General features: G+C 73.9%; 16 protein-coding genes. 7 read left to right on the plus strand and 9 right to left on the minus strand.

The window, feature by feature from the left end; translation table 11 throughout:
* Nucleotides 1-3: 3 nt before the first annotated feature.
* The 3 genes from IW256_RS03520 to IW256_RS03530 form a co-directional block, all read right to left on the minus strand.
* On the minus strand, nucleotides 4-1,716 hold the full coding sequence (locus IW256_RS03520; protein ID WP_197009571.1) for a phospho-sugar mutase: 1,713 nt from the start codon (nucleotides 1,714-1,716) through the stop codon (nucleotides 4-6).
* A gap of 5 nt (nucleotides 1,717-1,721) precedes the next feature.
* Entirely contained in the window at nucleotides 1,722-2,522 is an 801-nt protein-coding gene (locus IW256_RS03525) for a purine-nucleoside phosphorylase (RefSeq protein ID WP_197009572.1), read from the minus strand.
* Nucleotides 2,523-2,592: 70 nt separating this feature from the next.
* Nucleotides 2,593-3,045: a gamma-glutamylcyclotransferase gene (locus tag IW256_RS03530; RefSeq protein ID WP_197009573.1), complete on the minus strand. Its 453-nt coding sequence runs from the start codon at nucleotides 3,043-3,045 to the stop codon at nucleotides 2,593-2,595.
* Nucleotides 3,046-3,206: 161 nt separating this feature from the next.
* Between IW256_RS03530 and IW256_RS03535 the strand changes: the two genes are divergently transcribed.
* Nucleotides 3,207-4,592 carry an NAD(P)H-quinone dehydrogenase gene (locus IW256_RS03535; protein WP_197009574.1) on the plus strand — a complete coding sequence of 462 codons (1,386 nt, stop codon included), beginning with the start codon at nucleotides 3,207-3,209 and terminating at the stop codon, nucleotides 4,590-4,592.
* Between the two features lie 21 nt (nucleotides 4,593-4,613).
* On the opposite strand, the gene IW256_RS03540 is transcribed toward IW256_RS03535, so the two are convergent.
* Both IW256_RS03540 and IW256_RS42630 read right to left on the minus strand, forming a co-directional pair.
* Nucleotides 4,614-5,264 (minus strand): response regulator, encoded by a 651-nt coding sequence (locus IW256_RS03540; protein WP_197009575.1) that lies wholly within the window; start codon nucleotides 5,262-5,264, stop codon nucleotides 4,614-4,616.
* 26 nt (nucleotides 5,265-5,290) lie between these two features.
* Nucleotides 5,291-6,553 (minus strand): sensor histidine kinase, encoded by a 1,263-nt coding sequence (locus tag IW256_RS42630; RefSeq protein WP_197009576.1) that lies wholly within the window; start codon nucleotides 6,551-6,553, stop codon nucleotides 5,291-5,293.
* A gap of 151 nt (nucleotides 6,554-6,704) precedes the next feature.
* On the opposite strand from IW256_RS42630, the gene IW256_RS03550 reads away from it, so the two are divergent.
* Complete coding sequence (locus tag IW256_RS03550) at nucleotides 6,705-7,823, plus strand: hypothetical protein (protein WP_197009577.1); 1,119 nt, start codon at nucleotides 6,705-6,707, stop codon at nucleotides 7,821-7,823.
* Here the strand turns inward: IW256_RS03550 and IW256_RS03555 are convergent.
* The 3 genes from IW256_RS03555 to IW256_RS03565 form a co-directional block, all read right to left on the minus strand.
* Nucleotides 7,807-8,121 carry a DUF5313 family protein gene (locus tag IW256_RS03555; RefSeq protein WP_197009578.1) on the minus strand — a complete coding sequence of 105 codons (315 nt, stop codon included), beginning with the start codon at nucleotides 8,119-8,121 and terminating at the stop codon, nucleotides 7,807-7,809. The two genes, IW256_RS03550 and IW256_RS03555, sit on opposite strands and share 17 nt — an antisense overlap.
* Nucleotides 8,122-8,175: 54 nt before the next feature.
* Nucleotides 8,176-9,498, minus strand: coding sequence for a hypothetical protein (locus tag IW256_RS03560; protein WP_197009579.1), 1,323 nt, complete (start codon nucleotides 9,496-9,498; stop codon nucleotides 8,176-8,178).
* A 238-nt stretch (nucleotides 9,499-9,736) separates the two neighbouring features.
* Nucleotides 9,737-11,515 (minus strand): acetyl/propionyl/methylcrotonyl-CoA carboxylase subunit alpha, encoded by a 1,779-nt coding sequence (locus IW256_RS03565; protein WP_197009580.1) that lies wholly within the window; start codon nucleotides 11,513-11,515, stop codon nucleotides 9,737-9,739.
* 261 nt (nucleotides 11,516-11,776) lie between these two features.
* On the opposite strand from IW256_RS03565, the gene IW256_RS03570 reads away from it, so the two are divergent.
* Together IW256_RS03570 and IW256_RS03575 are read left to right on the plus strand one after the other, a co-directional pair.
* Nucleotides 11,777-12,718: an SPFH domain-containing protein gene (locus IW256_RS03570; RefSeq protein WP_197009581.1), complete on the plus strand. Its 942-nt coding sequence runs from the start codon at nucleotides 11,777-11,779 to the stop codon at nucleotides 12,716-12,718.
* A gap of 7 nt (nucleotides 12,719-12,725) precedes the next feature.
* Entirely contained in the window at nucleotides 12,726-13,028 is a 303-nt protein-coding gene (locus IW256_RS03575; RefSeq protein ID WP_197009582.1) for a hypothetical protein, read from the plus strand.
* 131 nt (nucleotides 13,029-13,159) lie between these two features.
* Here the strand turns inward: IW256_RS03575 and IW256_RS03580 are convergent, their stop codons facing one another.
* The gene (locus IW256_RS03580; RefSeq protein ID WP_197009583.1) at nucleotides 13,160-13,402 is read right to left on the minus strand and encodes a type B 50S ribosomal protein L31; all 243 of its coding nucleotides are present in this window, start codon (nucleotides 13,400-13,402) and stop codon (nucleotides 13,160-13,162) included.
* 125 nt (nucleotides 13,403-13,527) lie between these two features.
* On the opposite strand from IW256_RS03580, the gene IW256_RS03585 reads away from it, so the two are divergent.
* The 3 genes from IW256_RS03585 (at nucleotide 13,528) to IW256_RS03595 (ending at nucleotide 15,718) form a co-directional block, all read left to right on the plus strand.
* The gene (locus tag IW256_RS03585; RefSeq protein WP_197009584.1) at nucleotides 13,528-14,064 is read left to right on the plus strand and encodes a hypothetical protein; all 537 of its coding nucleotides are present in this window, start codon (nucleotides 13,528-13,530) and stop codon (nucleotides 14,062-14,064) included.
* Nucleotides 14,065-14,574: 510 nt separating this feature from the next.
* Nucleotides 14,575-14,844 carry a WXG100 family type VII secretion target gene (locus tag IW256_RS03590; RefSeq protein ID WP_197009585.1) on the plus strand — a complete coding sequence of 90 codons (270 nt, stop codon included), beginning with the start codon at nucleotides 14,575-14,577 and terminating at the stop codon, nucleotides 14,842-14,844.
* 205 nt (nucleotides 14,845-15,049) lie between these two features.
* Nucleotides 15,050-15,718 (plus strand): exonuclease, encoded by a 669-nt coding sequence (locus IW256_RS03595; RefSeq protein ID WP_231403633.1) that lies wholly within the window; start codon nucleotides 15,050-15,052, stop codon nucleotides 15,716-15,718.
* The last annotated feature ends 33 nt before the right edge of the window (nucleotides 15,719-15,751 follow it).

Genomic DNA, 15,751 nt, shown 5'->3' on the forward strand with positions numbered 1-15,751 from the left:
CCCTCAGGCGCCGGGGAGGTCCAGGACGGCGGCGAGGGCGTCGCGGAGTGCGCCGAGATCGGCGCGGGCCGCGGTGCGGGCGGCGGCGACGTCCCCGTCCGCCGGGACGGGCCGCACCACCTCCAGGTAGCACTTGAGCTTGGGCTCGGTGCCCGAGGGCCGGACGACGACCCGGGCGGGGCCGCCGGACGCCCCGGCGGCCAGCCGGAACCGCAGCCCGTCGGTGGGAGGCAGCCCGTCCGCCCCCAGGGACAGGTCGTCGGCCTGTTCCACCGCGCGCCCGGCCAGCTCCGCCGGGGGCGCCTCGCGCAGCCGGGCCATCGCCGCGCCGATCAGCGCCAGGTCGGTCACCCGGACCGACAGCTGCGCGGTGGCGTGCAGCCCGTACCGGCGGGCCTGCTCGTCCAGCAGATCGGTGAGCGACCGGCCCTCCCGCGCCGCCTCGGCGGCCAGCGCGGCCACCGCCAGCGCGGCGCCGATCCCGTCCTTGTCGTGGACGATCACGCCGCCGTCGCCGCCGACGCTGTAGCCCAGGGCCTCCTCGTACCCGAACACGATCCGGTCGGCGGGCGTGCCCGCCTTCATGATCCATTTGAATCCGGTCAGCGTCTCGGCGGACCGCGCGCCCCGTGCCCCGGCGATCGCCGACAGCAGCGACGAGGACACGATCGTGGTCACCACCAGGCGGTCCGCGCCGCCGGTGTGGCGCAGCACGTGCTCGGCCAGGAGCCCGCCGACCTCGTCCCCGGTGAGCTGCCGCCAGCCGCTTTCGGCCGCCGGGTCGGGCACCGCGACCGCGCAGCGGTCCGCGTCCGGGTCGTTGGCGATCACCAGGTCGGCGCCGGTGCGCGCGGCCAGGGCGAGCGCCAGGTCCATGGCGCCCGGTTCCTCGGGGTTGGGGAACGCCACGGTGGGGAAGTCCGGGTCCGGGTCGGCCTGCTCGGGGACCACGGCCGGCTCGGGGAACCCCGCCCGCGCGAACGCGCGCAGCAGCACGTCCCGGCCGACCCCGTGCAGCGGCGTGTAGACCGTCCGGACGTCGCGGGCGCCGCCGAGCGGCAGCCCGGACAGCGCGTCCAGGTACGCCTCGACGATCTCGTCGCCGAGGACCGTCCAGTCCTCCCCGAGCGGCAGCCCGTCCACCCGCCCGACCGCGTCGATGGCCGCCGAGATCTCCGCGTCCAGCGGCGGGACGATCTGCGCGCCGTCGCCCCAGTAGACCTTGTAGCCGTTGTCGCGCGGCGGGTTGTGGCTGGCCGTCACCATGACCCCCGCCGCGGCGCCCAGGTGGCGTACGGCGAACGCCAGCACCGGCGTGGGCAGCGGCCGGGGGAGCAGCCACGCGGGCAGCCCCGCCCCGGTCACGACCGCGGCGGTGTCCAGCGCGAACCGTTCGGACCCGTGCCGCGCGTCGTACCCGATCACCACGCCCGAGCCGGGCGAGGGGGACTCCGCCGCGTCACGGAGCCGGGCCGCGAGGCCGGCGGCGGCGCGCATGACCGTCACTCGGTTCATCCGGTTGGGGCCCGCGCCCAGCTCGCCGCGCAGCCCCGCGGTGCCGAACTCCAGCCGGGCGCCGAACCGGCCGGCCAGCGCCGCACCGTCCCCGGACTCCAGGATCGCGCGCAGCTCCGCGGCCGTCACCGGGTCGGGGTCCTGCGCCAGCCACGCCTCGGCCCGCCGCCGCAGTTCGCTCGGGTCCGGTCGGTCGTTCATCGGGCTCACACCTTGGAGATGACCGTGGCCAGCAGCTCGCCCATCCGGGTGGCGGCGGCCCGCCCGGCGGCGAGCACCTCCTCGTGGTCGAGGGTCCCCTCGGCCAGCCCGGCCGCGATGTTGGTCACCAGCGAGATGCCCAGCACCTCGGCGCCGCCCTGCCGCGCCGCGATGGTCTCCGCCACGGTGGACATCCCGACCATGTCGGCGCCCAGCGTACGGAGCATCCGGATCTCGGCCGGGGTCTCGTACGTCGGCCCGCGCAGCCCCGCGTACACGCCCTCGCCCAGCGTCGGGTCGACCTCCCGCGCCAGCGCCCGCAGCCGCCCCGAGTACGCCTCGGTGAGGTCCAGGAAGGTCGGCCCGGTCAGCGGGCTGTCGCCGGTCAGGTTGAGGTGGTCGGAGATCAGCACCGGGTCGCCCACCCGCTGGTGCTCGGGCCGCAGCCCGCCCGCGGCGTTCGTCAGGACGACCACGCGGGCCCCGGCGGCCAGGGCGGTGCGGACACCGTGCACCACCGGGTCGACGCCGAGCCCCTCGTACAGGTGCGTGCGGCCGAGGAAGACCAGGGCCCGCCGCCCGCCGACCTCCACCGCGCGCAGCCGCCCCGCGTGGCCCTCCACGGCCGGCGGAGCGAACCCCGGCAGCTCGGTGACCGCGAACTCGGCCTCCGGCGCGCCGAGCACGTCGGCGGCCGGGACCCAGCCGGAGCCCATGACCAGGGCCACGTCGAAGTCGTCGAAAGGCGTCCGGGCGCGCAGCTGCTCCGCGGCGGCCCGCGCCAGTTCATAGGGGTCGTTGCTCACGTGCCGACACTACCGGCTCGTTCCGGGCACCGATCTCCGGCCGCCGGGCGCCGCCGCGCCGGGCGCGCGCTCAGTCTCCGAGCGACTTGCACGGCCGCGTGCGCAGGCCCTTGACGTAGTCGTCGGGGGCGCCGGCGGCCTCCGCGGCGTCGGCGAGGATGCCCAGATAGCGGGCCGAGGGCAGGCCGCCCTCGTAGTCGTCCAGCACGTAGACCCAGCACAGGACGTCGCCGTCGAGCGTGGACACCCGGACCCGGGTCTTGCGGTAGACGCCGAGGGCCGCGCCCTCCCAGGCGTCCAGCTCGGTCTCGTCCCAGGCGGGCACGTCGTAGAGCACGACGAAGACCTGCTCGTCGGAGTCCTCGACGACGGTCGCCAGGGCGCCGTCCCAGCCCACGTCCTGGCCGCCGAAGGTCAGCCGCCAGCCCGCCAGCCAGCCGGTGCCGCGCATGGGCGAGTGCGGAGCCCGGGCCGCCATCTGCTCGGGGTCCATGTTGGAGGCGTACGCCGCGTACAGTGCCACGGTCGCCAAGCGTACGTCAGGTGCCCCCGGTTTCGGGGACCCGGCCGGGGCGAGCCGCGGACGGCCTGGTGAGGAGCCCTGGCCGGCCCGGTGAGAAGCCCCGGTCGGTCCGGTGGGGAGCCCTGGTCGGGCCACTGCCCGGGGTGAGAAACAATGGACGGGTGACCCGCATCGTGATCATAGGAGGAGGCCCGGGCGGTTACGAGGCCGCCCTCGTCGCGGCGCAGCTCGGCGCCGACGTGACCGTGGTCGAGCGCGACGGCCCCGGCGGCGCCTGCGTGCTCACCGACTGCGTGCCCTCCAAGACGCTCATCGCGACCTCGACCCGGATGGCGGTGATGTCGGAGTCGGCCGGGCTGGGCCTGCGGTTCAACGGCGGCCCGGACGGCATCGTCGGCGGCCTCGAGGTCGACCTGCCCACCGTCAACAAGCGCGTGAAGGACCTGGCCCGCGCCCAGTCGTTCGACGTCGCCGAGCGGCTCGCCTACGAGGACGTCAAGATCGTCCGGGGTGAGGCGCGGCTGGCCGAGCCGCACCTCGTCACGGTCGGCGACCGCCGGATCGAGGCCGACATCGTCCTCGTCGCCACCGGCGCCACCCCGCGCGTGCTGCCCGGCTCCGAGCCCGACGGCGAGCGCATCCTCAACTGGCGGCAGCTGTACGACCTGCCCGTGCTGCCCGAGGAGCTGATCGTGGTCGGCTCCGGCGTGACCGGGGCCGAGCTGGCCGGCGCCTACCTGTCGCTGGGGTCCCGCGTGACGCTGGTGTCCTCGCGCGACCGGATCCTGCCCACCGAGGACGCCGACGCCGCCGCCGTCCTGCAGGACGTCTTCCTGCGCCGAGGTATGAACGTCATGTCGCGGTCCCGGGCGGCCGGCGTGGAGCGTTCCGGCGACAGCGTGGTCGTCACCCTGGAGGACGGCCGCAAGGTCGAGGGCTCGCACTGCCTGATGACGGTCGGCATGGAGCCCAACACCCGCGGCATCGGCCTGGAGAAGGCCGGCGTACGGCTGAACGCGCGCGGCTTCGTGGAGGTCGACAAGGTCTCCCGCACCAGCGTCCCGCACATCTACGCCTCCGGCGACTGCACCGGCATCCTGATGCTGGCCTCGGTGGCGGGCATGCAGGGCCGCATCGCGATGTGGCACGCGCTCGGCGAGGCCGTCCAGCCGCTCAAGCTCGGCTGGGTGTCGTCCAACATCTTCACCGACCCCGAGGTCGCCTCGGTCGGCGTGACGCAGACGATGGTCGACTCCGGCGACGTCAACGCCCGTACCGTCATGCTGCCGCTGTTCAGCAACGCCCGCGCCAAGATGCAGGGCTTCGAGGACGGCTTCGTCAAGCTGTTCTGCCGCCCCTCCACCGGGATCGTGCTCGGCGGCGTCATCGTCGCGCCCCGGGCGAGCGAACTGATCCTGGGCGTGTCCGTGGCCGTCCAGCAGCACCTGACCGTCGACCAGCTCGCGCACACGTTCGCCGTCTACCCGTCGCTGTCGGGCAGCATCACCGAGGCGTCCCGCCGCCTGATGTCCGAGCACGCCTTCTAGCGGCCCGGCCCCTGGGCGGCGTCACGGGCCGGTGGCGTGGCCGTTCTCCCATGCCCACGCGGCGACGCCGACCCGGTTGCGGGCGCCGAGCTTGCGCTGGACGGCGGCGACATGGTTCTTGACGGTGCCCGGCGAGAGGAACAGCGCGGCGGCGATCTCCGCGTTGGTGTGGCCCCGCGCGACCAGTCGGGCGACCTCGATCTCCCGGCCCGACAGCGCCCCGCCCGGCACCGTGCGCCGCGGCGGCGCCGCCAGGTCCCGCAGCAGCCGCACGGTGATCTGCGGGCTGATCAGCGTGTCCCCCGACATCGCGGCGCGCACCGCCTCCACCAGCAGCGCCGGGCTCGACCGCTTGAGCAGGAACCCGCAGGCGCCGTGGCGCAGCGCCGTGTGCACGTACTCGTCGAGGTCGAACGTGGTGACCACCACGACCCGGAGCGGGGCGGGCACGTCCGGGCCGGCCAGGAGCCGGGTCACCTCCAGGCCGTCCAGGACGGGCATCCGGATGTCGGCCAGCACCACGTCGGGGCGCAGCAGCCGTGCCTGCTCGACCGCCGAGGCACCGTCGGCCGCCTCCGCGATCACGGTCATGTCCGGCTGCGCGTCCAGGATGATCCGGAACGCGCCGCGCACGTCGTCCTGGTCGTCGGCCACCAGGATCCGGGTCGTCATGCCCGACATGCTCGCACCGCCGCCGCTCACCCGCCCAGCGGCAGCTCGGCCGCCACCCGCCATCCGGACGGGTCGCGCGGCCCGGCGGCCAGCGTGCCGCCCAGCACCTCGACGCGTTCCCGCAGGCCGGGCAGCCCCAGCCCGCCCCGCCGTCCCGGCGTCCCCGCCGCGCCGCCGGGGGCGTCGTCGGTGACGAGGACGCGCACCGTCCGCGAGCCCGCCGCGCGGCGCACGCTCACGTCCACCCCGCTCGCTCCGGGCGCGTGCCGGCGCACGTTCGTCAGGGCCTCCGTGACCACCCGGTACGCGGTGGCGCCGACCTCACGCGGTACGACCAGGCCCGGTTCGAGGTCGAGGCGGACCGGGACGCCGCCGGACGCGGTGAACGCGGACGCCAGCCCCGGAAGGTCGCCGAGGGTGGGGACGGGCGCGACCCCGCCGCCCGTGTCGCCGCCCGTGTCGCCGCCGATGCTGCCGTCCGTGCCGCCGTCCGTGTCGCTGCCCGTGCCGCCGCCGCTGCCGCCGTCCGTGTCGCCGTCCGGATCCGAGTGCAGCATCCGCACCGTCCGGTCCAGGGACGCCAGCGCGCGGAGCGCCGCACGTTCGATCGTCTCGAACGCGCGGGCGGCCGCGTCCGGGTCGCGCCCGGCCACGATCCGGCCCGCCTGGGCCTGGGCGAGCATCGCGCTCACGTCGTGCGCCACGAAGTCGTGCAGATCGCTCGCCAGCTCCCGCCGCTGCCGCCGCCGCGCGGCGGCCACCGAGCGGCGCCGCCGATCGTCCAGGGACCTCAGGTAGAGCCCGGCGGCGACGGCGAGCAGGACGGGCAGCGACCACGCGCCCAGCGCGACGGCCGTGACCGCGCCGGGATCCCCGAACCGCAGCACCCAGCACGGCACGGCGGCCCCGGCCAGGCCCGCCCCGGCCACCGCCAGGGAGGGCGGCGCCACCCGTACCGCCAGGACGGTCAGCACCACCAGCCCGCCCGCCTCGGCCGGCGCCAGCACGCCCGCGAGGGTGGCGCCCTCCACGTACCGGTCACCGGACGAGGCCCAGGCCGCCGCGGTCGCCGCCAGCGACACCCCGCCCGCCCCCGCGGCGGCGGCCCAGATCCGGTCCCGTACGTCCGGCCACCCGGCGAGCACACCGGCGGTGACAGCGACCACCGCCGCGACCGGCACCGTGACCGTCCAGCCGTACAGCGGCGCGGCGCAGAGACCGAGCAGCGCCGTCCCGCCGGCCAGGCCCGCCCCCACGCTCCGCCGCCACCGCACGTTCCCTCGTCGCACGTCCCGAGCTTAGGCATCCGGGCCCCGGATCCGCCCCTGCCGAACGGCACATCGAACGGCCCCCACGGCGCCCGGACATGCGGAACGGCACATGGCCGCGCCGTCCCCGCCCGCCCCACGCTTGACGCATCGGCAAGCACAGGAGGACAGGGTGAGACTGATATCCCGCTGGTGGGGCCTGTGGCCCGCCTGGACCGGGTACGCGGCGGCCGGCTGGTCGCTGATCTACGGAATGCTCGGGCTCCACTGGGCCCTGGGAGGCACCGGCTACCCGTTCGGGCCGGTGGACGACGCGCACCGGTCCGGGTCCGTGCTGGAGGGGACCGACGTGCACGTCGTCGCGCCCGTCATGGCCGCCGTCGGGCTCGGGGGAGCCGTCCTCGGCCTGGCCATGGCGCGCGGGCACGGCCGCGGCACCGCCCGGAAGGCGATGCTCGTCCTCGCCTGGGCGCAGGCCGTCTCGTTCGCCCTGGTGATCCCCGACTACTTCCTCATCGCCCTCGTGGCGCTGGCGCCGCTGCTGCTGGTGTTCGCCGTCACCGGGGTGCCCGGCGCCCAGGACGGGATCGGCGACATCCTCTACTGGCACCGGGTGAACCTCGTCATCCTCTTCGTCGGCGGCCTGCTGTGGGCCGGCGCCGCGCTCGCCCACCAGCGCCGGACGAGCGGGAAGTGCGTTCACTGCGGCCGGGCCGACCGGCCGCCCCCGCGCTGGACGACGCCGGAATCGGCCCGGCGGTGGGGGAGGTGGGCCGTCTGGGCCGCGTGCCTCGCCGCCGCCCCGTACGAGATCACCCGGCTCGCCTGGTTCTTCGGGTACCCGCTGGGCATCCCCGAGTCGTTCCTGCGGATGATGCAGGACACGCCCGGGATGCTGGAGGCCGGCCTCGGCTTCGGGATCGCCTCGCTCATCGGCGGCGTCCTCACCCACGGCCTCGTGCACCGCTGGGGCGAGGTCTATCCGCGGTGGATCTGGTTCAAGGCGGGGCGGCGGGTGCCTCCCGCGCTGGCCGTCGTCCCCGCGTCCGTCGTCGCGGTGGTCCTCGTGCCGGCCGGGCTGATGAACCTCCGGCTCGACGTCGAACCGAGCGGGTGGGCCATCACCCTGCCCGGCCTGATCTTCGTCGCCTGGGGTGTCGCGCTCGGTGCCGCGACCCTCGCGTACCACCTCCGCCGCCGGGGCGCCTGCCGCCGCTGCGGCCGGTCCACCGAGCCCCCGGCGGCCCCCGCCCGGCCGGGACGGGGCGTCCCCGTCAGCGCGGAGGGATGAGCCGGTGCTGGCGCAGCCGGGCCCGGCGCAGCTCGTTCGCGCTGATCAGGACGGTGAAGGTGCTGGAGCCCAGGACCAGTGCCACCAGCAGTACCCGGATGCCCCAGGACGCGGGCAGCAGCGCCAGCACCGCGCAGATCGGGATCATCAGGGCGAGGTGGCGGACGAGGATCCGGCCGCGCCACCCGGCGTCGGTGAGATCGTGCCGGACCCAGTCGCGGTTCTCCTCGGGAAGACGGAAGCCCAGCGTGTACCGGGCCCACCGCAGCGGGCCCGGGTCGCCGGGCGACCGTGTCATGCCATGCTTTCCCTCGTACCGCCGGGCGTCGCGGGACCGCGGCCCGGGCGGCCGTCAGAAGCCGCCGAAGTCACCGCCCCCTCCGAAGTCGCCGCCGCCGAAGTCCCAGCCGCCGCCGACATCGCCGCCGTCACCGCCGAAGCCGCCCATCCCGGCGCCGCCGTCGAAGCCGCCGCCGAAGCCCCCGCCCATCATGGAGCCCAGCATGGTGCCGATCATCATGCCGCTGAGCAGGTCGACACCGCCGTACGGGGCGTAGTAGCCGCCCGCGTACGGCGCGTACGCCGGTCCCGCGTCGTAGTACGGGCGGCGGCCGTCGCCGTAGGGCACCATCCGGATGTCGGGGCTCTCGCCCCTGAGCACGCGCTGCGCGTCCGCCCGGCAGGCCGGCACGGAGCGTGCCATGCCCCCCGGAGGCGCCCAGGTGACGTCCTGGGCGGACGGCCCGTGCTGCGGGTTGAAGAAGCAGGGCGCGCGCCGCTCGGGCACGGGCTCCCCCGCCAGCCGGGCCCGGGTGGCGGTCATGTGGTAGCGGCCGTCCTCCAGCGCCGTGGTGACGCTCTCCATGTCGGACGGCCTGGCGGCCCGCTCGGTCGCGGACTTGGCCTCGTCGTAGGAGTTCATCGCCCGCTCGTAGTCACGGCGGGTCTCGGGGGCGAGATCGTGGTCCATGACGTTGAGGTCGAGCGCGGCGATGTCCTCGCCGAGCAGCGTCACGTCCTCCTCGACGCCCTTCTTCAGCTCGGCCATCTCCCGGGCCTCCCGATCGCGCCGGCGCCTGCCGGCCACGAGGAAGGCGCCCAGGGCCCCGGCCATGACCACGATCACCACGCCGAGCGTGACGAAACCGCCGATCATGCTGGAGCGGGCCTGGTCGTCGGCCTTGACCTCGGCCGCGCCGGCGAACGAGACCAGCCGGGTCTGGACGTTCCCGCTGCCGGGATCGGCCTGCGCGATCAGCCGGTTGATCTCACGGGCGTCGAACTTCTTGGAGATGCCCGTCATGCGCGAGCCGTCCGCGGTGATCGCCACGTAGGTCTCGCCCTTGCCCACGCGGTCCTTGACCGCCACGAGCATCCGGCCCATCTCCTGCTGCCCGACGCCGTTGCGGACCACCACGGCCCGGATGTCGGCGTCGGAGCTGCGGTTCAGGGCCCCCTGGACGGCGTTCTGGTCGAGCGACGCCTGACCCCGCGCCGCCTCGGTCACGTAGAGCCGGGAACTGGTCAGTCCCTTGGCGATGGTGGAGACGTTGTCGTCCGCCTGCGCGGGGGCGGCGAAACCGAGCAGCAGCACCAGCGCCGCGGCCGCGGCCGCCGCCAGTGCGCCGCGGCGGATTCCGCGTGCGGCGCGCTCCGGCCGAGGTTCGGTGTTCATGGTTTCAGTGTGCCTCCTCATCTGGTAGACGAGCAGGCACCGCGCGCCGTTCCGCCCGGATGCCGGATACCCCGTCAAAGTGTCCGAAATAACTCCATACCCGGCACGCGGTGGTCCATCCGGCCGCCCCGGCACGGCCCGGACGGCACGGCCCGGACGGCACGGCCCGTACAGCACGAAGCCCCCGGATCCCTTCGCGGGGAGCCGGGGGCTCGGGCAAGAGCGTCCACCGAGGGGCTCAGTCGCCCTTGATCTCGCAGATCGCCGCGCCGTTGGAGACGGTCTGGCCGACCTCGGCGGCCAGGCCGGTGACCGTGCCGGCCTTGTGCGCGTTCAGCGGCTGCTCCATCTTCATGGCCTCCAGGACCACGACCGGGTCGCCGGCCGCCACGGTCGCGCCCTCCTCGGCGACGATCTTGACGATCGTGCCCTGCATCGGGCTGACCAGGGCGTCACCGGACGCCTGGGCCGCGCCGCCCTTCTTGCCCGCCCGCCGCTTGGCCGGTGCGGCCCCGCCCTGGGCGGCGCCCGCCGCCGCGGAGGCGCCCAGCCCCGCGGGCAGCACGACCTCGACGCGCTTGCCGCCGACCTCCACGGTGACCCGCTCGCGCTCGCCCGCCTCGGCGTCCTCGGGCGTGGCCACCGGGCCCTCGTACGGGGGCAGCGTGTTGTCGAACTCGGTCTCGATCCACCGCGTGTGGACGGAGAACGGCGCGGTGTCGTCGTCGGGCACGAAGGCGGGGTCGTCCAGGACGGCCCGGTGGAACGGGAGCACGGTCGGCATGCCCTCGACCGTGAACTCGGCGAGGGCGCGGCGCGAGCGTTCGACGGCCTGGCGGCGGGTGGCGCCGGTGACGACCAGCTTGGCGATCATGGAGTCGAACTGCTGCGGGATGGTCTGGCCCTCGACGCACCCGGTGTCCAGCCGCACGCCGGGACCGGAGGGGGGCTGCCAGGCCGTGAGGGTGCCGACGGCGGGCAGGAAGTTGCGGCCCGGGTCCTCGGCGTTGATCCGGAACTCGATCGAGTGGCCGCGCAGCACGGGGTCGTCGTACCCCAGCTCCTCGCCGTCGGCGACGCGGAACATCTCCCGCACCAGGTCGATGCCCGCGACCTCCTCGGTGACGGGGTGCTCGACCTGGAGGCGGGTGTTGACCTCGAGGAAGGAGATGGTGCCGTCCTGGCCGACCAGGAACTCGCACGTGCCGGCGCCGACGTACCCGGCCTCCTTGAGGATGGCCTTGGAGGAGGTGTAGAGCAGGTCGAGCTGCTCCTCGCTGAGGAACGGCGCGGGGGCCTCCTCCACCAGCTTCTGGTGGCGGCGCTGCAGGGAGCAGTCGCGCGTGGAGACGACCACGACGTTGCCGTGCTTGTCGGCCAGGCACTGGGTCTCGACGTGCCGGGGACGGTCGAGGTAGCGCTCGACGAAGCACTCGCCGCGCCCGAAGGCCGCGACCGCCTCGCGGACCGCCGACTCGTACAGGTCGGCGACCTCGTCGAGGCTGCGGGCGACCTTGAGGCCGCGCCCGCCGCCGCCGAACGCGGCCTTGATCGCGATCGGCAGGCCGTGCTCCTCGGCGAACGCGACGACCTCCTCGGCGCCCGAGACCGGGTCCTTGGTGCCGGCGACCAGCGGCGCGCCGACCTTCTGCGCGATGTGGCGGGCCTGGACCTTGTCGCCCAGCGCGGTGATCGCGGAGGGCGGGGGGCCGATCCAGGTCAGCCCGGCGGCCTCCACGGCGGTGGCGAAGTCGGCGTTCTCGGCCAGGAAGCCGTAGCCGGGGTGCACGGCGTCCGCTCCGGCCTCCGCGGCGACCTTGAGGATCTTGTCGATGTTCAGGTAGCTGTCGGCGGCCGTCTGGCCGCCCAGCGCGTACGCCTCGTCGGCGACCCGAACGTGCAGGGCGTCCAGGTCCGGCTCGGCGTACACCGCGACACTGGCCAGCCCGGCGTCGCGGCAGGCGCGGGCGATTCGGACCGCGATCTCACCGCGGTTGGCGATCAGGACCTTGCGCACGTGGGTCTCCTCCCTCAACCTCGCAGGGCAGTCTAGATAATCGTCTTTCCCGCCTTTCGTAAGGCCCTCCTCCAAGCGCCGCATCCCGGTCCGGAACGGGCCGCGACCGGCTCCGGCCAGGGGGATCCCCTCGCGGCTCCGTTGCGTCAGAGTGCCGCACCCGGGGCCGTGCGGCCACGGGAGGAAGGAGGGGCCGTGACCACGAGGGAGTCGTCCGCCGTAAGGGGATCGCGGCGACCGCGGCGTCGTACCGCCATCGCGATGGCGGTCGTGCTGGTCCTGGTCGGAGGGCCCGTGCTGAGCGCCCTGCTCGGCGGGTACGAGCGGACCGGCGGCGGCGAGGTCGCGGTGGTGCGCAACGGCGGTTTCTTCGACGACAACAAGATCCGCCAGGTCATCGGCCAGGGATCGGGCCGTACCTGGGTCGGGCTCTACTCCAAGGTCCACCGCTACCCGGCGCAGCAGCGTTACTACACCATCACCTCCGAGGCGAAGAAGGCCGAGACCTCCGGGGTGGACGTCGTCACGGTGCCCAGCGCGGACGGCGTCAACATGGGCATCGAGGGCACCCTGTACTTCACCCTCAACCTGGAGCCCGCGGCCCTGCGCGCCTTCGACGACAAGTTCGGCACCCGCAAGTTCCGGGGCGCGGAGGGCGAGACGTACTTCCCGTGGGAGGGCGACCAGGGCTGGCTGGCCTTCCTCGACCAGATCGTCCGCCCGGTGATCGACAACGATCTGCGCAGCCAGATCAACAGCTTCCGGTGCGCGGAGCTGGTGTCGTCCTGCGCCCTGGTGCAGAACGCCTCGGCCCCGGCGGCCAGGCAGGGGGCGCAGGCGCAGAGCAACAACGCCAACATCGCCAAGGTGCAGACCGCCATCAACACCAGCCTGGCCGCCGACCTGCGCTCGACGCTGGGCGGCGACTTCCTCACCAACATCCGCTTCAACCTGGTCAAGGTCGCCCTCCCGGACCGGGTGCAGGAGGCGGTCGACCGGGCCCAGGCGGCGTTCGCCCAGGTGAGCGAGGCCCAGGCGCGGGTGGCCACGGCGAAGGCCGAGGCCGCGGCCAACAAGGCCCGCCAGGACGGCTACACCAAGTGCCCCACCTGCGCGCGGATCGAGGAGCTGAAGGCGCTGCCGCAGGGCATCACCGTCTACGCCCCCGGCAACCCCAACGGCGCCCTGCTCCCGAACAAGTGAGGCGGCCATGCGACTGCTGATCATGCTGGCGGCGGTGGCCGTCCTCGCCGTGGTCGTGATCCTGGTGTACTACGCGGTCACCGAGGGGCCCCGGCCGCCGGCGCGGGCGGCCGGGTGGGAGACCCACACCGAGTCGTCCGGCGGCGTCACCACGGTCCTGGTCCGCCAGGTCGCCGGTGACGGCGCGGAACTGGGCCGCCAGGTCGTCGCGTCGATCCCGGACGGCGCCCCGGACTGGGAGACCCGCTACCACGAGGCCATGGCCGAGGCCCGGTCCCGGGTGGCGGCCCTGCGGATCGAGGCGGAATGAGGGAGGCGGCGGGCTCCACGGGAGCCCGCCGCCTCTGTCACCCGCGTCCGGTGCCCGCGTGCGGGACGTCCGGTACGTCCGGTGTGACCGTTGTCCGCGTCCGGTGCCTGCGTCCGGGTCTACGTCCGGTGTCAGCGTCCGTAGCGCCGCCGGAACCTCTCGACCGCTCCGGTCGAGTCCAGCAGCCGGGTACGGCCCGTGTAGAAGGGGTGGCTCGCCGACGAGACGTCCACGTCCACGACGGGGTACGTCCGGCCGTCCTCCCACTCGACCGTCTGCTCGGCGGTGGCCGTCGACCGGGTCAGGAAGGCGAAGTCCGCGCCCCGGTCACGGAACACGACGGGCCGGTACTCGGGGTGGGTGTTCTTCTTCATCGCTACCTCCGGCTGGATCGGTACACCCGCCTGAACACAGTGATAACCGTTTTCATTCCATGGTCTCCCGTTCCTCCGCGGGCCGGTGTATCTTCGCGGGGGATCAGCCGACGACCGGGAGTCTCATGCTTCGGCACTGGACGCGCCTGGGCCTGGTTCTCGCCATGGCCGGCTGCGCCGCGCCCGCCTCTTCCGCGCTCGGGGAGGGGCCGCCGCGGGTGGACGCGGAGACCGAGCGGCAGCTCACCGTGGCCGCCCGCACCCTGCTCCAGGCCCGTTCGCAGGCGCTCGTCCAGCAGAACCGGCACGACCACCGGCGCCTGCCGGACGAGATCCTCGGCGTCGCCATCGCACCCGGGGTGGCCCGCGTCCAGGAGCGCGCCGTACGCGAGCTGGAGACCCGCAACCGCGCCCCGGTCGAGGGCGGCCCCGCGTACACCGGGGCCCGTACCCGGCTCGCCGGCGCCCGCGCCGTCCGGGTCGGCGACCGCATCACCCTCGAAGCGGTCGAGCACACCGAGGTCCGGTACGAGACCGGCAAGGTCACCCAGTCCGTCCGCCGCAGTTTCGAGTTCGTCACCCGTGGCGAACGCATCACCCTGACCGGTGAGCGTGTCATGGACCCCGGCGCGCACCCGTTCAACGACCCCGACCCGCGCTGAACCGGAAACCCGCCGCGAAGCCGTCTCACGCTTGTCGCCGCCTCCGCCCCCGTTCCCGTCTCCATCCCTGTCCCGGCGCCCGTCAAGGTCGCGGTCGGGCATGGCCGTCCGGGGGTGCAGTGTGATCGCGGCCGTGCATTCGCACGTGCGTTTCGCATGGTCATTCTCACCTTATGAGCGGTGCCCGGCGGACCTTCAGTGAATGCCTTAAAGATCGTTTACATCGGGCTCTACCTGCATCACCTGCGATTTTCTTGACCATGGGCAATTTGTCCCGTCAGGGTGCGAGTAGTGCGACCGCGAGATCTTCGGAGGAAGCCGTCGAAGCGGTGCGCCGATAGCGGTAGCATGGCCGCATCCGGTCAGTCGGGGTCCGCCCGAATGCGGCAGAATCGTCAACCAACGTTCCATGCTCGGCTGGATAACCGCGAACGATGAGTCGTAAGCTGGCGGCATTACTGGAAAGCATCCGTACGGCCTGAGGACGTTCCAGCGACGAAAGGGTCGACCATGACCGACAAGAGGGGCGCCAGCATCGGGGCGCTGGAAGATCTGTCCCGGATGTTCAGCAAGCACTCCCGGAACCTCGACGCGCTGATCAAGGACCTCAACGGCCGTACCGTCAGCAGCTCGGAGATCTGGTGGGGGCCGCAGGCCGACCGCTTCCGCAGCGCGTGGGCGGAGGCCAAGACCGCCTTCGACAAGATGGCCGTGGCGCTGGAGCAGGGCAGCCAGGACATCAAGCGCTCCCAGCAGAACATCGAGGCGGCCACGCGCTAGCGCCGCCTCCCCTGGACCGCGGGTCCCGGCCCATCCCCCCGAGGCCGGGGCCCGCGCCTTTTTTTGCCCCCTGCGCCCCTGTGCCCTTGTGGCCCTCCTTGTGCCCTTGTGGCCCTGAGTCGAGCCCTTGTGGCCCGTGCCCCCGACGCGCGGCGGGCGATATTCGGTGGTCCCCGCCAGGCGAGCCTGCGTAGGTTCGGGCGCCATGGAGAAGCTGCCGGAGCTGTACATCGCCGTCGACGTCGAGGCGGACGGGCCGATTCCGGGCCCCTACAGCATGATCTCGCTGGGCATGGCGGTCGTCGGGCGGCCCGGCCTCACGTTCTACACCGAGCTGCGGCCGATCTCGGACGACTTCGTCCCGGCGGCGCTGGCGGTGTCGGGACTCGACCGGGACCGGCTGCTCCGGGAGGCGCCCGCGGCGGAGGACGCCATGGCCGCCGCGGCGAAGTGGATCAACGGGCTGCGCCGGATCGGGCGTCCGGTGTTCCTGGCCGGGCCCGCCGTGTTCGACGGGATGTTCGTCCACTGGTACTTCCATCGCTTCCTCGGCAAGAGCCCGTTCAGCGCGAGCGGGGCCGGGATCGACCTGCGGAGCTACTGGATGGGGCTCCAGGGGTGCGAGTGGGCCGGCAGCCGCAAGAGCGTCATCAAGCAGCGGCTCGAGCTCACGGGCGTGCCCCACACCCACCACGCCGGTGAGGACGCGGCGGAGCTGGCCGCCGTCTTCGAGGCCGTGCTCGCGTCCCGTGAGGCACCGCCCGGCGAGGCGGAGGCAGGGGAACCACGAGAGGTACGGGAGGCAAGAGAGGCACCCGAGGCAAGAGAGGTAAGGGGAGCAGGGGAGGCGACGGCCGGAGACGGCGAAGCCTGAGGCACGGCCCGGCCTCGTGGGCGCCTGGCTCGA

This window comes from Actinomadura viridis, assembly GCF_015751755.1.
Lineage (GTDB): Bacteria > Actinomycetota > Actinomycetes > Streptosporangiales > Streptosporangiaceae > Spirillospora > Spirillospora viridis.

Excerpts from the sequence above, each read along its gene's own strand:
- IW256_RS03520 (WP_197009571.1), bottom strand. The coding sequence starts at position 1,716 with ATGAACGACCGACCGGACCCGAGCGAACTGCGGCGGCGGGCCGAGGCG.
- IW256_RS03540 (WP_197009575.1), bottom strand. The coding sequence starts at position 5,264 with ATGACGACCCGGATCCTGGTGGCCGACGACCAGGACGACGTGCGCGGC.
- IW256_RS03555 (WP_197009578.1), bottom strand. The coding sequence starts at position 8,121 with ATGACACGGTCGCCCGGCGACCCGGGCCCGCTGCGGTGGGCCCGGTAC.
- IW256_RS03560 (WP_197009579.1), bottom strand. The coding sequence starts at position 9,498 with ATGAACACCGAACCTCGGCCGGAGCGCGCCGCACGCGGAATCCGCCGC.
- IW256_RS03570 (WP_197009581.1), top strand. The coding sequence starts at position 11,777 with ATGGCGGTCGTGCTGGTCCTGGTCGGAGGGCCCGTGCTGAGCGCCCTG.
- IW256_RS03575 (WP_197009582.1), top strand. The coding sequence starts at position 12,726 with ATGCGACTGCTGATCATGCTGGCGGCGGTGGCCGTCCTCGCCGTGGTC.
- IW256_RS03580 (WP_197009583.1), bottom strand. The coding sequence starts at position 13,402 with ATGAAGAAGAACACCCACCCCGAGTACCGGCCCGTCGTGTTCCGTGAC.
- IW256_RS03585 (WP_197009584.1), top strand. The coding sequence starts at position 13,528 with ATGCTTCGGCACTGGACGCGCCTGGGCCTGGTTCTCGCCATGGCCGGC.
- IW256_RS03590 (WP_197009585.1), top strand. The coding sequence starts at position 14,575 with ATGACCGACAAGAGGGGCGCCAGCATCGGGGCGCTGGAAGATCTGTCC.
- IW256_RS03595 (WP_231403633.1), top strand. The coding sequence starts at position 15,050 with ATGGAGAAGCTGCCGGAGCTGTACATCGCCGTCGACGTCGAGGCGGAC.